Genomic DNA, 17,579 nt, shown 5'->3' with positions numbered 1-17,579 from the left:
GAGGTTGCCATCGACCTAGGAGACGTTGAAGTCGAGCTTGCCAGCGTACTCAGGCTGAAAACCGGACCACCTTGCGTTCGATTACGACGTAACGGCCCTGTGGAATGTGGAAGAACAGCAGGTCGATGTAACATTCATGCCCTCCGATCTCGAAACGCAACTGGCGCCCGACGAACGCGAAGCCGTGTCCCAGTTCGAGCAGGAAAACCTGCAGGCGGCGCGGTGACGTCGATGAAGTCGAGCCCGGACCCATGGGATAGATCGGTGCCCTTGGTGGAGTGCTCACGCGGCAGCCGCCGGTGTTCTCGGCGCTGCCGCGTTGCCAGGGCGGGCGTGGGGCGCAGAGGACCACCCTCCGATCAGCGCGGCACCGATGGCCCCAGCTCTCGCCCCATTGCCGGTAAAGTTCGTTCCGTAGCACTTCGCCCCAGGGATTGGCTCACACCCTTAGCCAGAATGGCCCCACCGGCGGAGGGAAGACCTGGTGTCCGGGCACCGGCCGCGGCAGAGAGCGCGACCATCGAGTGCTGTGCCAGGAGGTCGGCAGACTGGACCATCGGGGTACGCAGAACCGAGGGGACCATCACGTCACGTCCCAAGGTCAGGTCCCGCACCGAGAGCCCGTAGGTCAGCGGATCCCTTCTCGTTCCTGGTTGCAGTTGGGCGTTGAACTCCTTGAGTTTACGGTTCACCACCGCTGCCGGGCCATTGATTTGGTGGCTGCCGGTGGCCACGTCCCGGGCCATCAGGGCAAGGTCGGTTCCGGCCCCGATACTCTGCCGTGCTAGCCCCGCTGCCTGCACCACGTCCACGCGGGCAGCGATCGTAGCCGCACTGGCCGTTGCGCCACGATCGAGCACCACGTCACGCATGGCCGCCCGCAGGCTCTGACTGGACTTAACCAGCTCGACTGGCGGCAGCGTGCGAGCAGTGGTGAACTCCGAGAGGTGCCCCCGCAAGGCTGACCACTGGTGGGCAGTCTCCCGCAGTGCCGGTCCAAGCCGGTCCTGATAGGCATCCCGCGATAGATGCCCTGCTTCCATCGCGGCACCGATCAGGGTGTCACTAGTTCTGGTCGCCAGCGCCTGAGTGAGCGCAATCGCCTCCAGTGTGGCGCCCGTGGGCGAGCCCGCCAGGACACGGTGCGCCTTGATGTCCCATTCTGCGAACGCTGCGGACAGCCGCGACATCGCCGGCTCTGGAGTGCTCCACTGGTGTGGCCTGCCGTTCACGGCCGCGCTGGCGACATGTTCGATCGTCGATACCCGGTCCCGCAGCGCCTGGACCCCCGCGGCCCGTTGTCTCTCGCCGCGGCTGATCTGCGTGCGCACTTCCTCACGCAGCGAGACCTCCACGAAGTGGCTGGCCACGTACACCGTGTGCAGCATGCGTGCTCTGACGCGTTGGGCGGCGCCGGCTGATAGCTGTTCCGGCTGGGCACATGCGGCCTGGCGCAGCAGGTTTGCAGCCTGATCGAGTTGCCGCGGCGCGGGCACGTGGGGATGCTTCTGGGTCGGCGCCGGCCAAGGGAGATCGACCACGGCTCTGGTCATTTCCGCGAGCCTGGCGATCGCCATGCTGTGGTCGATCCCCTGTGAGGGGTGGGCCATTCGGGCCGAGAGGTCGGTTGCCGCGTCGACGAGCGCGCTGAAACTGTGCAGCACGTCGTCGGCGTTGGTCGTGAGCTCAAGCAGGGATTGCCGACTGGCAAGTTCAGCTCGGAGCACCGGGTCCTCCACACCGCCGAGTGCTGCGCTGTTCACGCTGCGGCCTCGCGGACGAGGTCGCGCACGTCGGCAACCACCTTCGAGAGACCGACCAGCTGATCATCGACAGGGACCTGGCGCAGCAGCAGTTCCGCGGCCCGCAACAGCAGTGCCGGATCGCTCTCCCCCGGCTCGGTGCCCTCGACGTCGTAGCCCTCTGGCAGCAGTTGACACACGCCGCAGAAGGCCAGATAGGCGCCAAGCGCGAGGTCCTCGGCGACCAGCGCCTCGGCTTCTGCGACCGGTCGCTGCCCAGCCAGCCTCGAAGCTCGGCGAAGTAGCCGGGCAACGCCGGCCAGAAGGTGGGCGCCCTCCTGCTCATCATTCATCTCTGATTGCCTCCTTCCGGTCTTCGGTGCGAAGACCCCTTGTCCACTCATGAATCCACATCGGCCGCCGGCACAGCAGTCGTCTCGGGGGCCCTGTGGATAACTTCCTGCGGGGTGTCCGCGGTGTCGGTCACACTGGGTCACACACCTAAGGCAGTGAGAGCGGCATCCAGAGTTGGAGACTCCCGAAACCACTTCAATTGCACTAGTGCAGTTCACCCAGAAAAGGGGAGTGAGGATGATGCAGCGGCGCACGCTCGCACGCCGGAAGGCCCTGGCGGTGACACCGGGACTGGTCGCCAGCACGGTGTTCACCTGGATGATCGGGCTGGTCCTGCCGGGGTGGCTGGCGCTGCCCCTGTTTGTCGTTGGCCCTCTCGTGCTGCTGATCCTGGTGTTCGGGGGGTTGGAAGGTCGCGCGGTCCGAGTGCTGCGCGGTGGCAGGGCAGTGACCCCGGATGAGGCGGCCGCTGTGGCGCCGGCGGTCGAGCTGCTGCATGACTTGGGAGTTCTTCCACCGGACTGCCGCCTCTACGTCATCCCCGGCAGCACGGGGTGGGACACGTGGGGTAGCGGGCGCCGCTCCATCCTGATGACGGAGGACCTGCTGTGGGCCACCTCCCGTGGCGCCCTCGACGATCGGGCTGTGGCGGCGTTCCTCGCTCACTCCGCCGGGCGCGTGCGTCACGGCTTGACCCGTAGTGACCCGGCGATCGAGTTCTGGTCGCTGCCCTGGACGGTGATCCGAGGAGTTCTAGACACGATGTTGAGCAGCACGGTTACCCAGCCGTTGGTCGCCTTCTCTTGGCACGCACGGTTCATCGTCGGCTCGGTAGCCGTCGCACAAACAGCGCTCAGCGGGCACTATCCGATGGCGGTGACGATCGCCGCCATCGTGCTCGTGAGTTACCTCGCCCCGTGGTGGCGCCGCCGATGGTGCGCCATCAGTGAGCGCCTCGCCGACCAGTACGTGCGCGCGACAGGCCTGGGAAGCGACCTAGGGAGAGCACTGACACTGCTATCGAGGACACCGGAGACCTTGCGACGCGTCCAACGCCTCACCCACGACCCGACGGTTTCCACGCGCCACCGGTGGATGGGGAAGCCGTGATCTGCGAGAAGTGCCGTGTCCCGCACGACAGACTGGATTGTGAGGACGCCGCCCGCCCTGCGCGTGTCTACCGCTCGTGCCCCTGCCAGCACAACTCGACGCAACCACCGGCTGGTGAACCGGCCGAAACCGAGGAGGGTCGGCCATGAGTCTCACCATCGCTATCGAGGTCGTGGCTGCCCTGATTTGCGGTCCGGCGCTGCTGGGTACCGCGCTGCTGCCGCTTCGGCAGGCGTGGGCCGATCGAAGCGCAGCCCGGGTCGTACCCCGAGCCCAGCCGCCATGTCCCCACAGGGCAGCACCTCCGCAGGCACCACCAGAAGGGACCTGATCATGGACTTGCAGATCACCGGCGAGGCCAGCGGCCTCGGCTTGGCCTTCCTCATCGCGGCCGTCCATGGCGACCATCGTGGCGAGGTGAAGTGGCGATACCCCTGCTGCACCACCTCGCGGACCTGAGCTTCTGCCTGCTCCGTCGTGATGTCCGGATCCATCGCTGGCCTCCTGTCTCAACCCGTAAGGCAGCGAACCACCCGTTCACTCACCCCACCGTGGGACTCACCGCTTCACCGCTCCAGACCACGACCCTGCGACTTGCCATCCTGGCTGCCCGCGCCTGGCTCGAGCATGTGCTGACCACGTCTCAGTCGGCCGGCTCCATCGGTGGCGCAGAAGCCGTAGGGCACGCCACCTTGTCCGCCGTCCAAGCGTGGCTGCTCCCAGCCCCGCGCCTCCACGACCGAGTGCCAGTGGTAGCTCGGTGCGGACGGCCCGAGCTCACGCTTTTGGATCTGCATCTGCTCAGCCAGCCACATCAGGTCCCGCTCCTCAGGAGCCGGCTCCGGCAGGTGCGCGCTCACGAAGTGCTCTGGACGTAGGTCCGCCAGGGGGACCGTGAAAAACTCCTCACCGCTGTGGAAACGGTCTTCTGGGACGAGGAGCTCCCGTGGCAGTCGCACCTCCACGATCGCTTCTCCGTAGCCGGCCATTCCGGCCGCGTTTCCGTCTGGCCACGTGGAGAAGTGCGCCCACGGCCGGTTCACCGGTGCGTTAGACATCATCTTTCGACCCTGCAGAATCTGCACTGCAGCCTGGGGCGAGGTGTGGTGATACAAGGTCACGAAGTTCTCGTCGCTCATGTGCCCCTAAGCCGGTCGACCTGAGCTCCACGACCACGCCGACCGGCACGAGGGACTCACCAAAGCACCACACGCGGCCCGCGGCTGTTAGTCAGTAGCCTCCTGCCATGGCTTATCCCGGGCGTGGCTACCCCCAGACGCTTCCGCAGTTCCGCGGTACCGGCACAGTGCACCAGACCCCTGCCCAGCGCCAAGTCTTCATCCAGTTCGTGGCGGCGGAGTATCAGGCTGGTCGGTCGCTGCGTGAAGTGGCCGCGCTGACGGACCGAACTCAGATGGCCGTGCGACGTGCCTTAACTGAGGCCGACGTGCCACTTCGTAGACCCGGTGCTCCACGGATCAGGCGGGCTAAAGGGACGGGGTCTCTCGCTTAGCCCCGCCCCAAACCCGCTCAACCTCGGGCGGCGTTGACGATCCGACTGACGAGGCCCCGGCTGATCTCGGCGGCAGCTGCCACCTGGCCACCGTGGGCCCCCGCGCCCACCGCGGCTCGAACGGCCTGGTCGCGGATCTCGCGGGCGTGCTGAACCTGAGCTTCAGCACACCTGAGTTCTCCGGCGGCAGCTTCTACCCGGTCGAGCAGTGCACGTTTATGGCGGGCCGTAGCGCCGATCTCGTCCATAGAGGTCGAGGGTAGCGACGAGTTGTGCAGGTAGGTTCCTAGGTCATGGCGCCGGACGATTCGACTACTGCCGTCGACACCCGACCGGCTGGACCTGGTGGACGAACCTGCTCGGTGCCACAGGTCCTGGCTGACCGAGGCGAGCGTGCGGTACGCCTGACCCGTCAGCGCCCCGGTTCCCGATGAGGCGGCGTCTTTGGTGGGGTGACCTGCCGGCCCTGTTCGAACGTTCCGCGCGAAAGCCCGGGGGCACTCCTTTCCGATGGGGACTGTTCCCTGACCTGATTCGCCCGCATCTGGTCCAGACTCAGGATCGGGGTATCTGACTGGGCTCGGGACTCCTCGTAGCGCGCCAGTGCGTAGGGCACGAGCAGGGGCATTGCCATCCGGACTTGCCCGCGGCCGGGAGCGTAGATGTCTCCCTGGTCCAGGAGCCGCTGGCGGACCATGCTCAGATTCGGGGCGGTTCTGCCCAGTGTCGTCGCCAACTGCTTGGTGGTGGCCTCTCCCCCGTGCAGCGCGAGGGCGGCCATGTACTCCATGGAGCGGTCTGCTAGGCCGTTCCAACGAGGGGAGAGGGTTCGCCTGTTCACCTCCTGGACTGCGGAGGTGATACCCGTCTTGGCGTCATCGAGAGTGATCCGGTGGGGGCCGGGGGCAACCCGCCAGATCGCGTCGGCGAAGAGTTGCACGTGCGCTGGGTACCCGTTGGTGGCGTTGGTGATGGCTTGGAGTGCGTCGGGGTGCCAGCTGACGCCGCGGCGGCCCGCGGGAACAGCAACCGCCAACTCGACCTGCTCCGGAGTGAGAGTGAGCGGGACATCGTCCTGGAAGAACAGCCGATCCGGGTGGGTCACACCGGCGTCGGTGAGGACCTGCGGGGTATGCGGTAAGCCGCTGGCGGCGAATGTGACCGTCGCTGTGGGGTGGTCCACGTTCAGGCGGTGGAGTGCCGCGGCGATCAGGGTGAGATCACTGGGGTGTGCGGCCTGCAGTTCGTCCACCGTGATCAACAACCCTCCGCTGCCCCGGTCCTCGCGGATGGCGTCGGAGAGAGTGGCCAACGCCGCAGCGATCGCACCGGGGTCGTTGACGCGGCTGGCTGCGGCCGTGCTGTCGTCTCGGGTGCTAATCCCGACGCTGAGACCAGCCACGCCTACATTGAGTCCACTGAGCCGCTCCACCGCGTTGCGGGCCTTGACCCAGGCACCCGCTCCGTCCTCCAGTTTGGTGCGTGCTTTGGTGATTAGCGCGTCAACGACAGACTCGTGGTGCCGGATCGCCTGCACGTTGACCACATCGAAACCCTGCTCTGACGCGGCGCGCCCATACGCGGTGAGCATCGTGGTTTTACCCACACCGCGAGGGCCGGTCAGCAGCATGTCCCTGGCCGCGACACGTCCCTGGGCGGCCACGCTATTGAGGGTTCGATGCCACTCCTGGATCAGCGCGTCCCGACCGACGAGCTCAGGCGGACTGTGCCCCGCCCCGGGTGTGTACAGGCTTCCCTCCACGACGCTTATACCACTTTATAGAAGGCTGGTTGTATAAAGTTATCTAAAGCCTCGTCGGCGTGCGTTGCGGTCACCACTCCTGACCTGCGTTCAGCTGCTCGCGCAGGCGCTCTCGCCTTGCGTTGGCGAGGTCGTACCGGACTCGCGCTTTGAGCCCACGATCCATGACCCACACCAATGTGATCATCCCCAGCAGTGCGGGGACCAAGGCCACCCACCTGGCGGTCTCGTTGTCGGTGGTGAAGTTGACGATCATGGCGCCACCCAGAAAGACCAGCGTGACCAGTCCGTACCGCACGTTCGCTCGCCGGTTCTGCTCGACAGCATTCCCGGCCTCCTGCCGAGCCTGAGTCACGTGACTCAGGCTCGCTGTCTCCTGTTGCGCGTAGACCAGCACGCGCTGGTGATAGCGGACACCGTCGAGCCGTCTCATAGTGGTCAGGTAGAGGATGCCGGCAACCAATAAGGTCAGGACGCTGACCATCATGAGGATCCATGTCGCCCACGCTGCGACACCGGAGTAACTGCTGCCCCACAGGAAGCTGGCGGTGACGACAGCCGCGCAGACTCCAATGGCGATCGCGCCAACCCAGAGCCAGTAACGCTTCCGGCTGCGGAGCTCGCCAGCGGAGTCCTGCAGCAGGCGCGCCTCGTCCTCTTGCTTCATTGATCCGGTCACCCCTTCCATTCCCGTCTCGTGGGCTCTTGTCGACCCCCACGAGTTCAGCCACTGCCCTTGGCTCCATGCGATCGCCGGACAGGACGGTTAGGCAGGCGCTCCGGAGCCGGCGGCAAGTTGGCCCCAGCAGCGAGTCTGGCCTGCGCTTGCCCGGCAGCGGCGATCACGGCCTCCCGGAGGAAGCCAGAGCGGCTCAGCATCCGCCGGGTTATCTGGCGGTCTTGGATGATGGCCTCCTCGAGGGCATCGATCGTGCTCGCGTGCAGCGGGTAGGTCCTGCTCAGTCCCGCCGGCTCCCCCTGCTGGTGACGCCGTGCGGGCGGAATCTGTAGGGCGGCGCGCCCTTCCGGTCCTCGCTGGACGTGTTGGTCCAGGGCTCGGTGGAGCCAACCTACGAACGCGTCTGGGGAATCGGGGTCGGTGTCCAGGTCTGCGACGTAGGCCGATCTGGCCAGGTCCCAGGTCTCCCGGTCCCAGTACGTTCCAGTAGGAATGACCTCATCGGCCGCGGCTGAAGGGGTCACGAGCGATCACCGTCCTGGGTGCACACGCACTGGACGCTAGTCACCGGCTCTGACACCGGATCGACGTCGGCCATGGCTCCACCGTTTCCAATCTGTTGTTCCTATTCTCAGTGCGGAGCCTACTGAAAATCTTCGACCATAGGGCAGCATCCCCGTGCATCTTGTGGATAAGCCCTAGCGCAGCGACAGGGCGGGCGAGGTACTCAAAACCGCCGGGCGTCAGAGTTCGGGGTTTTAGGTGAGTTGGCGCGGTCTGGCGCTCGGTCGGCGCGGGCGAGGCGCTGGCTGTTCCGGGTGACCCGCTCGGTGTTCCTGCACATCCGCCCACGCGGTGCGCCCGCTTCCCCACCCGTTGACTTGGACGGTGACGCTTTTGGCATTCACGCGGATTACCGTCCGCCAGTAGCCACGGATCCGCACCTGATCGCCGGGCATGACCGTGCCCGGGCCGTGTGTCGTCTCCTGGCTCGTCTGCTGCCAGTAGGCCAGCTGCCCTCGGTCGAGTTCCAGTTGATCATGCACCTGGCACCACTTGTCAGTGCCTCGCTCGTCCGCGCGCTCGAGCGCGTCCAGGGTTCGCTGCCCAGCCGCGACGTCGCGCTGCAGATGGGCGATCCGACCTCGGATGGCGCTTGGGCTCCTGCGACTGTTGAGCTGCTCGGTGATGCGGCCCGCGCGCGCTCTTGTTTCGGCCGCGGCTTGGCTCTCGCTCCAACGCAGTTCGGTGCTCTGATTGTCGCTGTTGGCTGCGGATTCGTGCCGGTCGGCGCGGGCGATCAATGCTTCGCGCGCGTCCTGGAGCCGCTCGATGTAGCGGCCTTCGGCCGCGGCGTAGCCGGCTGAGGGAGCGACCACCACGCTCGCCTCAACGGCGTGCCCGACCTGGCCGAGCTGCTCGATGGCCTGAGTGAGCCGCCCTCGGTCTGGGGCATGCTCTCGACTCGAGGGCAGGTACCAGGCCCGCAAGCCCCTCCCCCAGCGCCACCCGAGTGGCTTGAGCACCTCGCCCGCCCCGTCGCTGCGCTGGGTGCCGCGCACCAACGCGCCGTCCTCAAACGTGTGGGTCACCGCCAGATTCGACATGACACCTCCAGGAGCTCAGGAAATCCTCTCCACCCCTAAGTCTTTTCCGACACCCTCGGGACTGCTCAGGCGCCTAACACCAACCCTGCATTCCCGGTCTTTGTGCGTTCATCCCCTCTTGTTTCTACCCCACTTTGGCCCAGACGGAGGTGCCGCGCCGCCCGCGTCCGCCGCCGTTCCCGACCATGAGAGTTGTCCACATCTTCCCAGGTCAGCCCCCGTATGGGTGCGAATCTTGACAGACTCTGTTCTATCCATTCCACACCCATGAGAGGGAGTTGAACAACATGTCTGATGTTGAGTTGATTGAGGTGGACCCCGCGACGTTGACCGTCGGCGCGAACGTCCGCACCGACACCCACCCCGACGCCCGCGAGTTCGCCGCGTCCATCAAGGCACGCGGAGTCCTGGAGGTCATCACCGTCTACCGCGACGAGGACGGCCACCTGGTGGTGCTCCGTGGGCAGCGCCGCACCGTAGTCGCGACCGAGGTCGGCACCCCTTCGGGCACCGTCCCGGTCAGGGTGCTGCCCCACCCCGACGAGGCCGACCGGATCACCGACCAAATCAGCGAGAACGTGCACCGGGAGGCGATGAATCAGCGCGAGGTATGTGACGGGTTGGAGCAACTCGCCTTGCTCGGGGTCAGCGCTGCACAGATCGCCAAGCGCACCGGCATCGCCCGCCCCACGGTGAAGGCCGCCCTGACTGTGGCCGGGAGCGAGTCGGCCAAGGAGGCCATGACCCAGGAGGCGCTGACCTTGGATCAGGCCGCGATCCTGGCCGAGTTCGACGGCGACGACGACGCCGTCGCGCGGCTGACACGCGCCCTACAGTTCGGCTGGTCCCTCGAGCACGAAGCCCAGCGGCTGCGGGACGATGCCGAGGACGCCGCCGCCCTGGCCCAGGAAATCGAGCGGCTACGTGCCGAAGGCCTGCCAGTGCTCGACCCGCAGGAAGCACCCGACCTGCACCAGGTGGGCATGCGCCACCTGCGGGACAGCGAGGGCAAGCCGATCCCCGAAGAGGACTGGCCCCAGGTCACCGGCGCCGCCGTGGTGCTACAGCAGGGTTGGGACTACCCCGAACCCGAGGACCAGGACGACGAGGGAGCCGCCGACCAGGACGACGAGGTGGCCGAGCCCGAGGCCGTGCGGGTCTACCGACAGGTGTGGGTGTGCACCGACCCCGAGGCCGCCGGACTGATCCACGCCCAGCAGCTGCGGGAGAGTTCAGGCACCAATGAGCCGGACGAGGAGCAGGCCGAGGCCGCCGCCGAGGCGAAGCGGGCCGAGCGTCGCCAGGTCGTGGAGAACAACAAGGCGTGGCGATCGGCGCAGACCGTGCGCCGTGAGTGGCTGGCAACGTTCCTGACCCGCAAGAACCCGCCCAAAGGAGCCGAGGCGCTGATCTGTGAGGCAGTGCTGACCGCTCCGCACTGGCTCAACCAGGCGATGAGCACCAACCACCCGATGCTGCAGGAACTGCGCGGCGTCGAGGTGGGCGGGTACTACGGCCACAGTCAGGAATGCGACCGGCTGGCCCACGAACCCGCCACCCCGAAGGCAGCCACCATGCGCGCCCTGGCCGCGATCCTGGCCGCCTGGGAGAAGGCCAGCGACGTCCACACCTGGCGCAACCCCGGCCCCTGGGACCGGCGCATCCTGTCGGCCATGACCGAATGGGGCTACGGCTCCAGTGAGATCGAGGCGCAGACAGCCCAAGAGCCGACCAGGGAGGCCAGCGACACCGAGGCCGAGCCGCAAGACCAGGGCGAGGTCACCGAAGGCCAGGAGCACGAGACGTCACCACGGCCGGACGCGACGGCTGCCGACGAGGCAGCGGCCTGACCCTCCCCCACTGATGCCCGGAGTTCTCCCCCTTGTGGATAACTCCGGGCATCAGTAGAACAGAAAGAATAGACTCAGCAATAGTTGATCCGCTCAACCGGAACGGACCAACACAAAGGGAAGGAAACCCGCGAGATGTCACACGAGATTGAGACCTACAAGGGCCAGGCCGCCGCGATCTACGCACGCCAGGACGCCTGGCACCGGCTGGGCACGACCGTCCGAGACCGCGCGTTCACCGCCGAGGAGGCCATGACCCTGGGGCACCTGGGCGGCTGGGACGTGCGCAAGGTGCCACTGACCGCGAACGAGGTCACCGAGGACGGCGTGAGCAGCATCCCCGCCCCCGGCTTCGCGACCGTGCGAACGAACCCATTCACCGCCGCCGCCGAGGCCCTGGGCGTGGTCGGTGCCGGATACACCCCGCTGCAGAACGAGGAGCACGCCGAGTTCCTGAACACCCTTGCCGAGGAGTCCGGCGCGGTGTTTGAGACGGCCGGTTCGCTGCGCGGTGGCCGTCAGGTGTTCCTGACGATGCGTCTCCCGGGGTCGATCATGGTCGGCGGCACCGACCGGATCGACCTGAACATCGCGGCGCTGAACAGCCACGACGGGTCAAGCGCGTTCCGGCTGCTCCTCACCCCGGTCCGCGTCGTCTGCGCGAACACCCAGGCCGCCGCGCTGCGGGACAACGTCGCGCACGTGTCGATCCGGCACACCCGCAACGCCAAAGCCGCTGTGCAGCAGGCCCGTGAGGCCCTCGGGCTGACGTTCGCCTACGTCGAGGAGTTCGAGCGCGAGGCCGAGGCGCTGGTGAACACCACCACGACCGAGGCGCAGTTTCAGGCGATCATCGGCCAGGTGTTCGGCGCGACGGACCGAGACGCGTCGAAGCGGGCCAAGAACGCCGAGCGCGACCGTCAGGCGACTCTGTCGGCGCTATGGCACGACGCCAACACACAGGAAGGGATCCGCAGCACCGCGTGGGCCGCTTACCAAGTGGTGACCGAGTACGTCGACCACCACGCCCCAGTGCGTGACAAGGCCGACGCGGCCACCGCCCGCGCTACTCGGCTGCTCACCAGCGAGGGACCGACCCGGATCAAGCAGACCGCCTGGCGCGCTGCTGCCGCCCTGGTCTGACCCCCACAGACAGGCCTGGGCGGGGTCGCTTCCCCTCCGACCCCGCCCGGGCCACCCCCGCACCACCAGAAGGAGGCACCCGTCATGACCACCCCTCAACATCTCGCCCTCCAGGTCGCCCAGGACGTCACCCGGCACCTGACCGAGGCTGGATGCACCCTCGTCCCCTACGCGCCCGGTCCCGGTGGTGCCGACCATCTGCGCGTGCACACACCCGGCTGTGGCTGGGCGCTGATCGGCCCCATGAGCGCGCTCACCACGCCGGCGCATCGTCCACACCGACCCGACCCCCTACGGCGTGGAGGAAGCGTTACCGCCGTGGTCCCCGCGCACCCCACGATGCGCCACCATGACGCAGGACACCCCAGACCCCGCAGCCTGGACACTCGCGGCGCTAGTCACCTTGCGCGGAGGTGCGCGTCTTGAGTGAGGACTTTGACGGTCTAGACGTCGGGTTCTGTCCCCGGTGCGGCGCCCGGATGGACGACCAACCGCCCGCTGCCCTCGTGTGCGACAGGTGCGCCGACGAAGACGACTAAAGCCACCGTTGCCCGACCCAGCGACCCTTCCCCGGCCGGGTCCGGCAACGGTTCACCACAACGCCAGTTGCTCCCCCGAGATGCGGCGCAGCTGCTCCAGGTCCACCGCGACCCGCGCCGGGTCGCGGCGCGCCAGGTCCCGCAGCTGCACCGCCCGTTTCCGCGCCCCCCGTGGATCAGTCAACGGATTGCCCAGCAGGTGGCGACGGCTGGCCCACTCCCGCCGATTCTGTAGCGGCGAGGAGACCACGACATGCCCCGGCCCGATCCGCTGACACAGCGGGTTGTCACAGCGATGACCAAGCACGCGCTCCTGCCCGAGCGCAGCCACCCCGTGCGCTACCGCGAACGCGAACCGGTGCGCCAGGATCACCCGGTCATGCCCCAGCCAGAACCGGCCATGCCCCCGCCCGCTGACTGCACCCGTCCGCCACAGACAGGAACTACCGGGCACCTGCACGATCTTCCCCGTGTAACGCGCCAGGCTCGCCGCATCACCCACCGACCCCGCGAGGACCGACAGCCCCTCAGCGCTCAGCCGTGGGGCCGGCATCTACTCTCACCGGCTCATCCGCCGCCGACGACGAGCCGGCTGCACCGTCGCCTGCTCCGTCCGTCTCCTCAGCCGCCGCGTCTCGCGCCACCGCCCGCAGCCGCGAGGCCTCCCGCGCGCTCACCTGACCATCACACCAGTCGACCGCCTCCCGGGCACTCAGCCCCTCAGCCTCAACCAGCGCCGCTAGCGCGACCCCGGCACGCCGCTCAGCATCAGCGCGCTCCCCCAGCGCCACCAGCACATCAACCACCAGGCCCTCTAGACGCTTCTCACGCTCCGCCCGCTCACGCTGACGCCGCGACCTCACATCAAGCGCCGCCCGACGAGCCGCCTGCCTCACCGACTGACCCATGACCTGACCACCTACCTCCCGAACGCGACCAGCACGCCTGATATCCACCAGTTCTGACACTCCCCTATGTCAGAACACGCCACCTTCACGACCACACAGACCGACACCAGAACACGGCGCCACACGCCGACAACCAGCCGAACACGCAGCCAGACCCGTTCCCCCACCAAAACCGACCAACCCCATGTTCCACACACCTCTTGCATTCCCGGAATAAGCGAGCATTATCGCGTCAGAAGTCACACGCGAAGGGTGGTCTGCGGATTCGTAGTCCGGTCTCGCGTCACTGGTTGATGCGCCGACCAGGGGACGCCATCCATGGTGTAACGTCAGAGGCAACAATATTACTTCTGCGGCAACGGCGGATGGCGGTCCTGATGGTCGATGTGCCGGGCTCGGCAGGACTGCTCCTCGTCGCGGGGATCGCTCTTCTGAACGAGGAGAGTGCCGTCTTCGAGGCCATGCTGACAGGGTGGGGACGACAGCAGCAGTCCCGACTTCTGGGGAGCAAGACGGTCACCGACCGAGCGCGACTGGTGCGCCGGTTCAGCGAGTTCGCCGACTCCTACCCATGGGCGTGGGGACCGGGTGACGTAGAAGACTTCACTGTGTCCCTGGCCAGCGGACCCGGTGCCCGAGCACCCCCCACGATCCGCGGATACCACCTGGCCTTGCGGATGTTCTGCGACTACGTCACCGACGCTCGTTACGGTTGGCTGAAGGAGTGCCGCGACCGGTTCGCCGCCGTGCCCTCCCAGGTTTGTCACGAGTGGAACACGGTGGCACACCTGAACGAGTACGAGGGCCGCCCGGCACGGCGCCCGCTGACCTACGCAGAGTTGCAGGATCTCTTCGACCACCTGGACGCCCAGGTCGAACGGGCCGCGTCCTCGGGCCGCAAGGGGGCGCTCAGCGCCTTGCGGGACGCGCAGGTCTTCAAGACGGCCTACGCGTTCGGGCTGCGCCGCAACGAGCTGTGCCGCCTGGACGTGGCCGACCTACGACCCAACCCGCACGTGCCCAGGTGGGGCACTTACGGCTCGGTCCACGTCCGCTACGGCAAGGCCGTCCGCGGTGGCGTTCCGCGCCGTCGCACGGTCCTGGCGGTGCCGGAGTTCGACTGGGCCATCGAGGGCATGCGGCAATGGGTCGAGCAGGCACGGCCGCTGTTCAAGGCACCCGGCCAGCCAGCCCTGTGGGTGACCGAGCGGCTCTCCCGGGTCTCGCTGCGCCACTTCGACGCCCGCTTCGCCGACGTGCGCGAGCAGGTAGGCCTGGACCAGGCGCTGTCGCTGCACTGCCTGCGGCACTCCTACGTGACCCACCTGATCGAGTTCGGCTACCCCGAACGATTCGTCCAGGAACAGGTCGGCCACGCCTACGCCTCGACCACCGCGATCTACGCCTCGGTCAGCAACGACTTCAAGGACAAGACGCTCAAGGCTGCGCTGACCCGCGTCTACGCACCCACCGATCAGGAGGACCTGTCATGACCGTCCGCACCGCCATGGGATGGCACCTGCGCCAGGTGATGGCCAGCCACGGCATGTACCAGACCTCCGACCTCGTCCCGCTGCTGGCCGAACGGGGCGTGCACCTGTCCCGCGAGCACGTCTACCGGCTCGTGGCCCGCACCCCGCAACGGCTGAACATGGACGTCCTGGCCGCCCTGTGCGACATCCTCGACTGCGAACCCAACGACCTGCTGGTTCCCACCGTCCTCGAGGACCAGACCGCCAAGACAGGCACCGGGGACAGCGGTCCGGGGATCGGTGACCTGCGCCCGATCCGGGCCCGGGTCCGCCGCCCGCCCGAGGACGGATGAGCCCACGGCCGCGACTGCCACGCCAGGACTGCGCACACTGTGGCCGACACGAACGCTGCACCCGGATCGTCCTGGAACAACCGGTCTGCCAACGCTGCACCCTCCGCTTCGCCCGGACCGCCCAACCCTGCGCCGGCTGCGCGAACATCAGGGTGCTGGCCTTCTACGACGCCGACCGCCGGCCGTCGTGCGCGACCTGCACCGGCAACGAGGCCGTCTACGCCTGCACCGCCTGCGGGCGGGAAGACTCCCCGTGGGGCCGGCTGTGCGGACACTGCGCCCTGGAGGAGAAGGCCACCACGCTGCTGTCCAGCCCCGACGGTGGCATCCGCCCCCAGCTCCGGCCGGTGCACGAGGCCCTGGTCTGCGGACCACGGCCACAGACCACCCTGTACTGGCTCACCCGCTCCACCGGCCCATCCGTCCTGGCCGCGATGGCCCGCGGCGACATCGAGATCTCCCACGCCGCCTTCGAGGCCATGCCCACGAACAAGACCAACAACTACCTGCGCGACCTCCTCGCCGCCCTCGGGGTCCTACCGCCCTTCCACGCCGAACTCGAGCGCGTCACCCCATGGCTCAACCAGCTCCTGAGCACGCTTCCGGACGAACACGCAGAAGTGCTCAACCGATTCGCCCGCTGGCAGGTCCTGCGGCGACTGCGCCGCAAGGAACAGCGCGGGACCTTGACCCACGGAGCCATCTCCGCGGCCCGTGCCACCATCGTCGTCACCGCCCGATTCCTAGGGTGGCTGACCGAGCACCACATCGGCCTGGCTGACCTCACCCAGGACGACCTGGACCGGTACGCCCACCAACACCGCTCCCGCGCCACCGCGCTGAGACCGTTCCTGACCTGGTGCGAGGCCACCGACCTAGGCCAGGAACTGTCCCCACCCAAGCGGCCCGACCTGCAACCGGCCGTCACCCTCGCCGACGAGGACAGATGGACGCACGTCCAACTGCTCCTGCACGATGACACGATCCGCCTCTACACCCGCATCGCCGGCCTCTTCGTGCTGCTCTACGCCCAACCCCTGGCCCGCGTGTGCCGCATGCGCGCCGACCAGATCACCGTCACCACCGACGGCATCACCCGGGCCACGTTCGACACCTACCCCATCGAGCTGCCCGACCCCCTGGACCATCTAGTGCGCACCCACCTCACCCATCGCGGGCAAGCCTCCTATGCCAGCCGGCCCGACAAGTGGCTCTTCCCCGGCGGTATCCCGGGCAAGCACCTGGCCACCGAGAACGTCCGCAGCCAGCTCGTCGAACGCGGCATCCAACCGCTGGCCGCCCGCAACGCCGCCATGTTCCAGCTCGCCGCGAGCATGCCCACCCCGATCCTGGCAGAGGTGCTCGGCCTGGCCCCCAACACCGCCACCCGGTGGGCCGCCCTGCCTCACGAGACTGGAGCGCCTACACCGCCCAACGCGACGCCCACCTCCGACGCTGAAGCTGATGTGACTTCCCGTTGCACCGACCTCACGGACGGTTCAGCACAAACTGTATAGTTCAGCCCGTGCTGACTACTTCCTCCAGGCTGGACGCGATGCATCGGATCGGCCGGGCCCTGGCAGATCCGACGCGGGCTCGGATCCTGCTGTCGCTGCTCGAACGGCCTGCCTATCCCGCTAGCCTTGCCCAGGACCTCGGCCTGACGCGGCCCAACGTGTCCAACCACCTGACCTGTCTGCGTGACTGCGGCATCGTCGTGGCCGAACCGCAGGGACGTCAGACCCTCTACGCGATCGCCGACCCGCACCTCACCAACGCGCTGCTCGCCCTGGTCGAGGTGACTCTCGCCGTGAACGAGGACGCCCCGTGCCTGGATCCCCAGTGCCCGATCGCCAGCTGTGAGGTCAACCGGTGATCCTCACCACGGTCCTGCAGGCGATCGGGCTGTTCATGGCCACCAACATCGATGACATCATCATTCTTTCCCTGTTCTTCGCCCGAGGCGCCGGCCAAAGGGGCACCACCGCCAGGATCGCGCTGGGGCAGTACCTGGGGTTCGCAGGCATCCTCGCTGCTGCGTTGCTGGTCGCCTGGGGAGCCGGGCTCGTCCTGCCCTCAAGCGCCATTCCGTACTTCGGACTCATTCCCCTGGCGCTCGGTATCTGGGCGGCCTGGCAGGCATGGCGAGGCGACGGTGACGACGACGACGAAAAGGTCGAGGGCAAGAAGGTCGGCATCCTGACTGTCGCCGCCGTCACCTTCGCCAACGGTGGAGACAACATCGGCGTCTACGTCCCGGTGTTCCTGAACGTCAGCACGGCAACCGTGGTCCTCTTCTGCGTCGTGTTCCTGCTGCTCGTCGGCGTGCTGGTCCTGCTCGCCAGGTATGTCGCGACCCGTAGGCCTATCGCCGAGGTGCTCGAGCGGTGGGAACACGTGCTCTTCCCGATCGTCCTGATCGGCCTCGGCATAGCCATCCTCGTCAGCGGCGGCGCATTCGGACTCTGAACAACCGCCCCACAGCCGGAAGCCTGACCTGCCGCCTGCAACTTCGAACCGGCTATAAGGACTGGTTCTAATAGGGCT

The 17,579-nt window shown here is 67.4% G+C and carries 21 protein-coding genes; 10 read left to right on the top strand and 11 right to left on the bottom strand.

Annotated features, from left to right (window positions below):
- Positions 1-49: 49 nt before the first annotated feature.
- The 3 genes from DPQ65_RS16550 to DPQ65_RS14275 all read right to left on the bottom strand — a co-directional run bounded on the left by DPQ65_RS16550 (position 50) and on the right by DPQ65_RS14275 (position 2,095).
- Positions 50-253, bottom strand: a complete 204-nt coding sequence (locus tag DPQ65_RS16550; RefSeq protein ID WP_420330098.1) for a PDDEXK nuclease domain-containing protein — start codon at positions 251-253, stop codon at positions 50-52.
- 106 nt (positions 254-359) lie between these two features.
- Positions 360-1,763, bottom strand: coding sequence for a hypothetical protein (locus DPQ65_RS14280; protein WP_162802264.1), 1,404 nt, complete (start codon positions 1,761-1,763; stop codon positions 360-362).
- A complete protein-coding gene (locus tag DPQ65_RS14275; protein ID WP_114908028.1) occupies positions 1,760-2,095 on the bottom strand; it encodes a hypothetical protein in 336 nt (111 codons plus the stop codon). Before DPQ65_RS14275 ends, DPQ65_RS14280 begins: the two co-directional genes overlap by 4 nt.
- A gap of 238 nt (positions 2,096-2,333) precedes the next feature.
- Here DPQ65_RS14275 and DPQ65_RS14270 point away from each other — a divergent pair, with 238 nt between their 5' ends.
- The gene (locus tag DPQ65_RS14270; RefSeq protein WP_114908027.1) at positions 2,334-3,206 is read left to right on the top strand and encodes a hypothetical protein; all 873 of its coding nucleotides are present in this window, start codon (positions 2,334-2,336) and stop codon (positions 3,204-3,206) included.
- A gap of 333 nt (positions 3,207-3,539) precedes the next feature.
- Positions 3,540-3,665 (top strand): hypothetical protein, encoded by a 126-nt coding sequence (locus DPQ65_RS16370; protein ID WP_272947654.1) that lies wholly within the window; start codon positions 3,540-3,542, stop codon positions 3,663-3,665.
- A gap of 107 nt (positions 3,666-3,772) precedes the next feature.
- Here DPQ65_RS16370 and DPQ65_RS14265 read toward each other — a convergent pair whose 3' ends face one another.
- The gene (locus DPQ65_RS14265) at positions 3,773-4,267 is read right to left on the bottom strand and encodes a hypothetical protein (protein ID WP_162802263.1); all 495 of its coding nucleotides are present in this window, start codon (positions 4,265-4,267) and stop codon (positions 3,773-3,775) included.
- 185 nt (positions 4,268-4,452) lie between these two features.
- On the opposite strand from DPQ65_RS14265, the gene DPQ65_RS16545 reads away from it, so the two are divergent.
- A complete protein-coding gene (locus DPQ65_RS16545; RefSeq protein ID WP_114908025.1) occupies positions 4,453-4,719 on the top strand; it encodes a helix-turn-helix domain-containing protein in 267 nt (88 codons plus the stop codon).
- A gap of 17 nt (positions 4,720-4,736) precedes the next feature.
- On the opposite strand, the gene DPQ65_RS15780 is transcribed toward DPQ65_RS16545, so the two are convergent.
- From DPQ65_RS15780 to DPQ65_RS14240, 5 genes are all read right to left on the bottom strand, one after another.
- On the bottom strand, positions 4,737-4,967 hold the full coding sequence (locus DPQ65_RS15780; protein WP_162802262.1) for a hypothetical protein: 231 nt from the start codon (positions 4,965-4,967) through the stop codon (positions 4,737-4,739).
- A gap of 164 nt (positions 4,968-5,131) precedes the next feature.
- Positions 5,132-6,481: an ATP-binding protein gene (locus DPQ65_RS14255; RefSeq protein WP_162802261.1), complete on the bottom strand. Its 1,350-nt coding sequence runs from the start codon at positions 6,479-6,481 to the stop codon at positions 5,132-5,134.
- Between the two features lie 70 nt (positions 6,482-6,551).
- Entirely contained in the window at positions 6,552-7,148 is a 597-nt protein-coding gene (locus tag DPQ65_RS14250) for a hypothetical protein (RefSeq protein WP_114908023.1), read from the bottom strand.
- 56 nt (positions 7,149-7,204) lie between these two features.
- Entirely contained in the window at positions 7,205-7,684 is a 480-nt protein-coding gene (locus DPQ65_RS14245; RefSeq protein WP_202863151.1) for a hypothetical protein, read from the bottom strand.
- Positions 7,685-7,918: 234 nt separating this feature from the next.
- A complete protein-coding gene (locus DPQ65_RS14240) occupies positions 7,919-8,767 on the bottom strand; it encodes a hypothetical protein (RefSeq protein ID WP_114908022.1) in 849 nt (282 codons plus the stop codon).
- A gap of 287 nt (positions 8,768-9,054) precedes the next feature.
- On the opposite strand from DPQ65_RS14240, the gene DPQ65_RS14235 reads away from it, so the two are divergent.
- Together DPQ65_RS14235 and DPQ65_RS14230 are read left to right on the top strand one after the other, a co-directional pair.
- Positions 9,055-10,617: a ParB/RepB/Spo0J family partition protein gene (locus DPQ65_RS14235; RefSeq protein ID WP_114908021.1), complete on the top strand. Its 1,563-nt coding sequence runs from the start codon at positions 9,055-9,057 to the stop codon at positions 10,615-10,617.
- Positions 10,618-10,752: 135 nt separating this feature from the next.
- Positions 10,753-11,760 (top strand): DUF932 domain-containing protein, encoded by a 1,008-nt coding sequence (locus DPQ65_RS14230; RefSeq protein WP_114908020.1) that lies wholly within the window; start codon positions 10,753-10,755, stop codon positions 11,758-11,760.
- 591 nt (positions 11,761-12,351) lie between these two features.
- Here the strand turns inward: DPQ65_RS14230 and DPQ65_RS14225 are convergent.
- Both DPQ65_RS14225 and DPQ65_RS14220 read right to left on the bottom strand, forming a co-directional pair.
- The gene (locus tag DPQ65_RS14225; protein ID WP_114908019.1) at positions 12,352-12,852 is read right to left on the bottom strand and encodes a hypothetical protein; all 501 of its coding nucleotides are present in this window, start codon (positions 12,850-12,852) and stop codon (positions 12,352-12,354) included.
- On the bottom strand, positions 12,827-13,105 hold the full coding sequence (locus DPQ65_RS14220) for a hypothetical protein (protein ID WP_202863150.1): 279 nt from the start codon (positions 13,103-13,105) through the stop codon (positions 12,827-12,829). The genes DPQ65_RS14225 and DPQ65_RS14220 overlap by 26 nt, the downstream gene beginning before the upstream one ends.
- 479 nt (positions 13,106-13,584) lie before the next feature.
- On the opposite strand from DPQ65_RS14220, the gene DPQ65_RS14215 reads away from it, so the two are divergent.
- The 5 genes from DPQ65_RS14215 (at position 13,585) to DPQ65_RS14195 (ending at position 17,501) form a co-directional block, all read left to right on the top strand.
- Complete coding sequence (locus tag DPQ65_RS14215) at positions 13,585-14,700, top strand: tyrosine-type recombinase/integrase (RefSeq protein ID WP_114908151.1); 1,116 nt, start codon at positions 13,585-13,587, stop codon at positions 14,698-14,700.
- The gene (locus DPQ65_RS14210; RefSeq protein WP_114908017.1) at positions 14,697-15,032 is read left to right on the top strand and encodes a helix-turn-helix domain-containing protein; all 336 of its coding nucleotides are present in this window, start codon (positions 14,697-14,699) and stop codon (positions 15,030-15,032) included. The genes DPQ65_RS14215 and DPQ65_RS14210 overlap by 4 nt, the downstream gene beginning before the upstream one ends.
- A gap of 152 nt (positions 15,033-15,184) precedes the next feature.
- Positions 15,185-16,549, top strand: coding sequence for a hypothetical protein (locus DPQ65_RS14205; protein WP_202863149.1), 1,365 nt, complete (start codon positions 15,185-15,187; stop codon positions 16,547-16,549).
- 8 nt (positions 16,550-16,557) lie between these two features.
- Positions 16,558-16,908 carry a Cd(II)/Pb(II)-sensing metalloregulatory transcriptional regulator CmtR gene (cmtR, locus tag DPQ65_RS14200; RefSeq protein ID WP_114908016.1) on the top strand — a complete coding sequence of 117 codons (351 nt, stop codon included), beginning with the start codon at positions 16,558-16,560 and terminating at the stop codon, positions 16,906-16,908.
- Entirely contained in the window at positions 16,905-17,501 is a 597-nt protein-coding gene (locus DPQ65_RS14195; RefSeq protein ID WP_114908015.1) for a cadmium resistance transporter, read from the top strand. Before cmtR ends, DPQ65_RS14195 begins: the two co-directional genes overlap by 4 nt.
- Positions 17,502-17,579: the final 78 nt, after the last annotated feature.

Source organism: Ornithinimicrobium murale (genome assembly GCF_003352835.1).
Classification (GTDB): Bacteria; Actinomycetota; Actinomycetes; order Actinomycetales; family Dermatophilaceae; genus Ornithinicoccus; species Ornithinicoccus muralis.
This window is presented reverse-complemented; position numbering and strand designations above follow the sequence as displayed.

Bases quoted from the DNA above. Each gene is read 5' to 3' on its own strand.
- DPQ65_RS14275 (WP_114908028.1), bottom strand. From the start codon at position 2,095: ATGAATGATGAGCAGGAGGGCGCCCACCTTCTGGCCGGCGTTGCCCGG.
- DPQ65_RS14270 (WP_114908027.1), top strand. From the start codon at position 2,334: ATGATGCAGCGGCGCACGCTCGCACGCCGGAAGGCCCTGGCGGTGACA.
- DPQ65_RS16370 (WP_272947654.1), top strand. From the start codon at position 3,540: ATGGACTTGCAGATCACCGGCGAGGCCAGCGGCCTCGGCTTGGCCTTC.
- DPQ65_RS14215 (WP_114908151.1), top strand. From the start codon at position 13,585: ATGGTCGATGTGCCGGGCTCGGCAGGACTGCTCCTCGTCGCGGGGATC.
- DPQ65_RS14250 (WP_114908023.1), bottom strand. From the start codon at position 7,148: ATGAAGCAAGAGGACGAGGCGCGCCTGCTGCAGGACTCCGCTGGCGAG.
- DPQ65_RS14240 (WP_114908022.1), bottom strand. From the start codon at position 8,767: ATGTCGAATCTGGCGGTGACCCACACGTTTGAGGACGGCGCGTTGGTG.
- DPQ65_RS16545 (WP_114908025.1), top strand. From the start codon at position 4,453: ATGGCTTATCCCGGGCGTGGCTACCCCCAGACGCTTCCGCAGTTCCGC.
- DPQ65_RS14210 (WP_114908017.1), top strand. From the start codon at position 14,697: ATGACCGTCCGCACCGCCATGGGATGGCACCTGCGCCAGGTGATGGCC.
- DPQ65_RS14230 (WP_114908020.1), top strand. From the start codon at position 10,753: ATGTCACACGAGATTGAGACCTACAAGGGCCAGGCCGCCGCGATCTAC.
- DPQ65_RS15780 (WP_162802262.1), bottom strand. From the start codon at position 4,967: ATGGACGAGATCGGCGCTACGGCCCGCCATAAACGTGCACTGCTCGAC.
- DPQ65_RS14225 (WP_114908019.1), bottom strand. From the start codon at position 12,852: ATGCCGGCCCCACGGCTGAGCGCTGAGGGGCTGTCGGTCCTCGCGGGG.
- DPQ65_RS16550 (WP_420330098.1), bottom strand. From the start codon at position 253: ATGGGTCCGGGCTCGACTTCATCGACGTCACCGCGCCGCCTGCAGGTT.
- DPQ65_RS14235 (WP_114908021.1), top strand. From the start codon at position 9,055: ATGTCTGATGTTGAGTTGATTGAGGTGGACCCCGCGACGTTGACCGTC.
- DPQ65_RS14265 (WP_162802263.1), bottom strand. From the start codon at position 4,267: ATGATGTCTAACGCACCGGTGAACCGGCCGTGGGCGCACTTCTCCACG.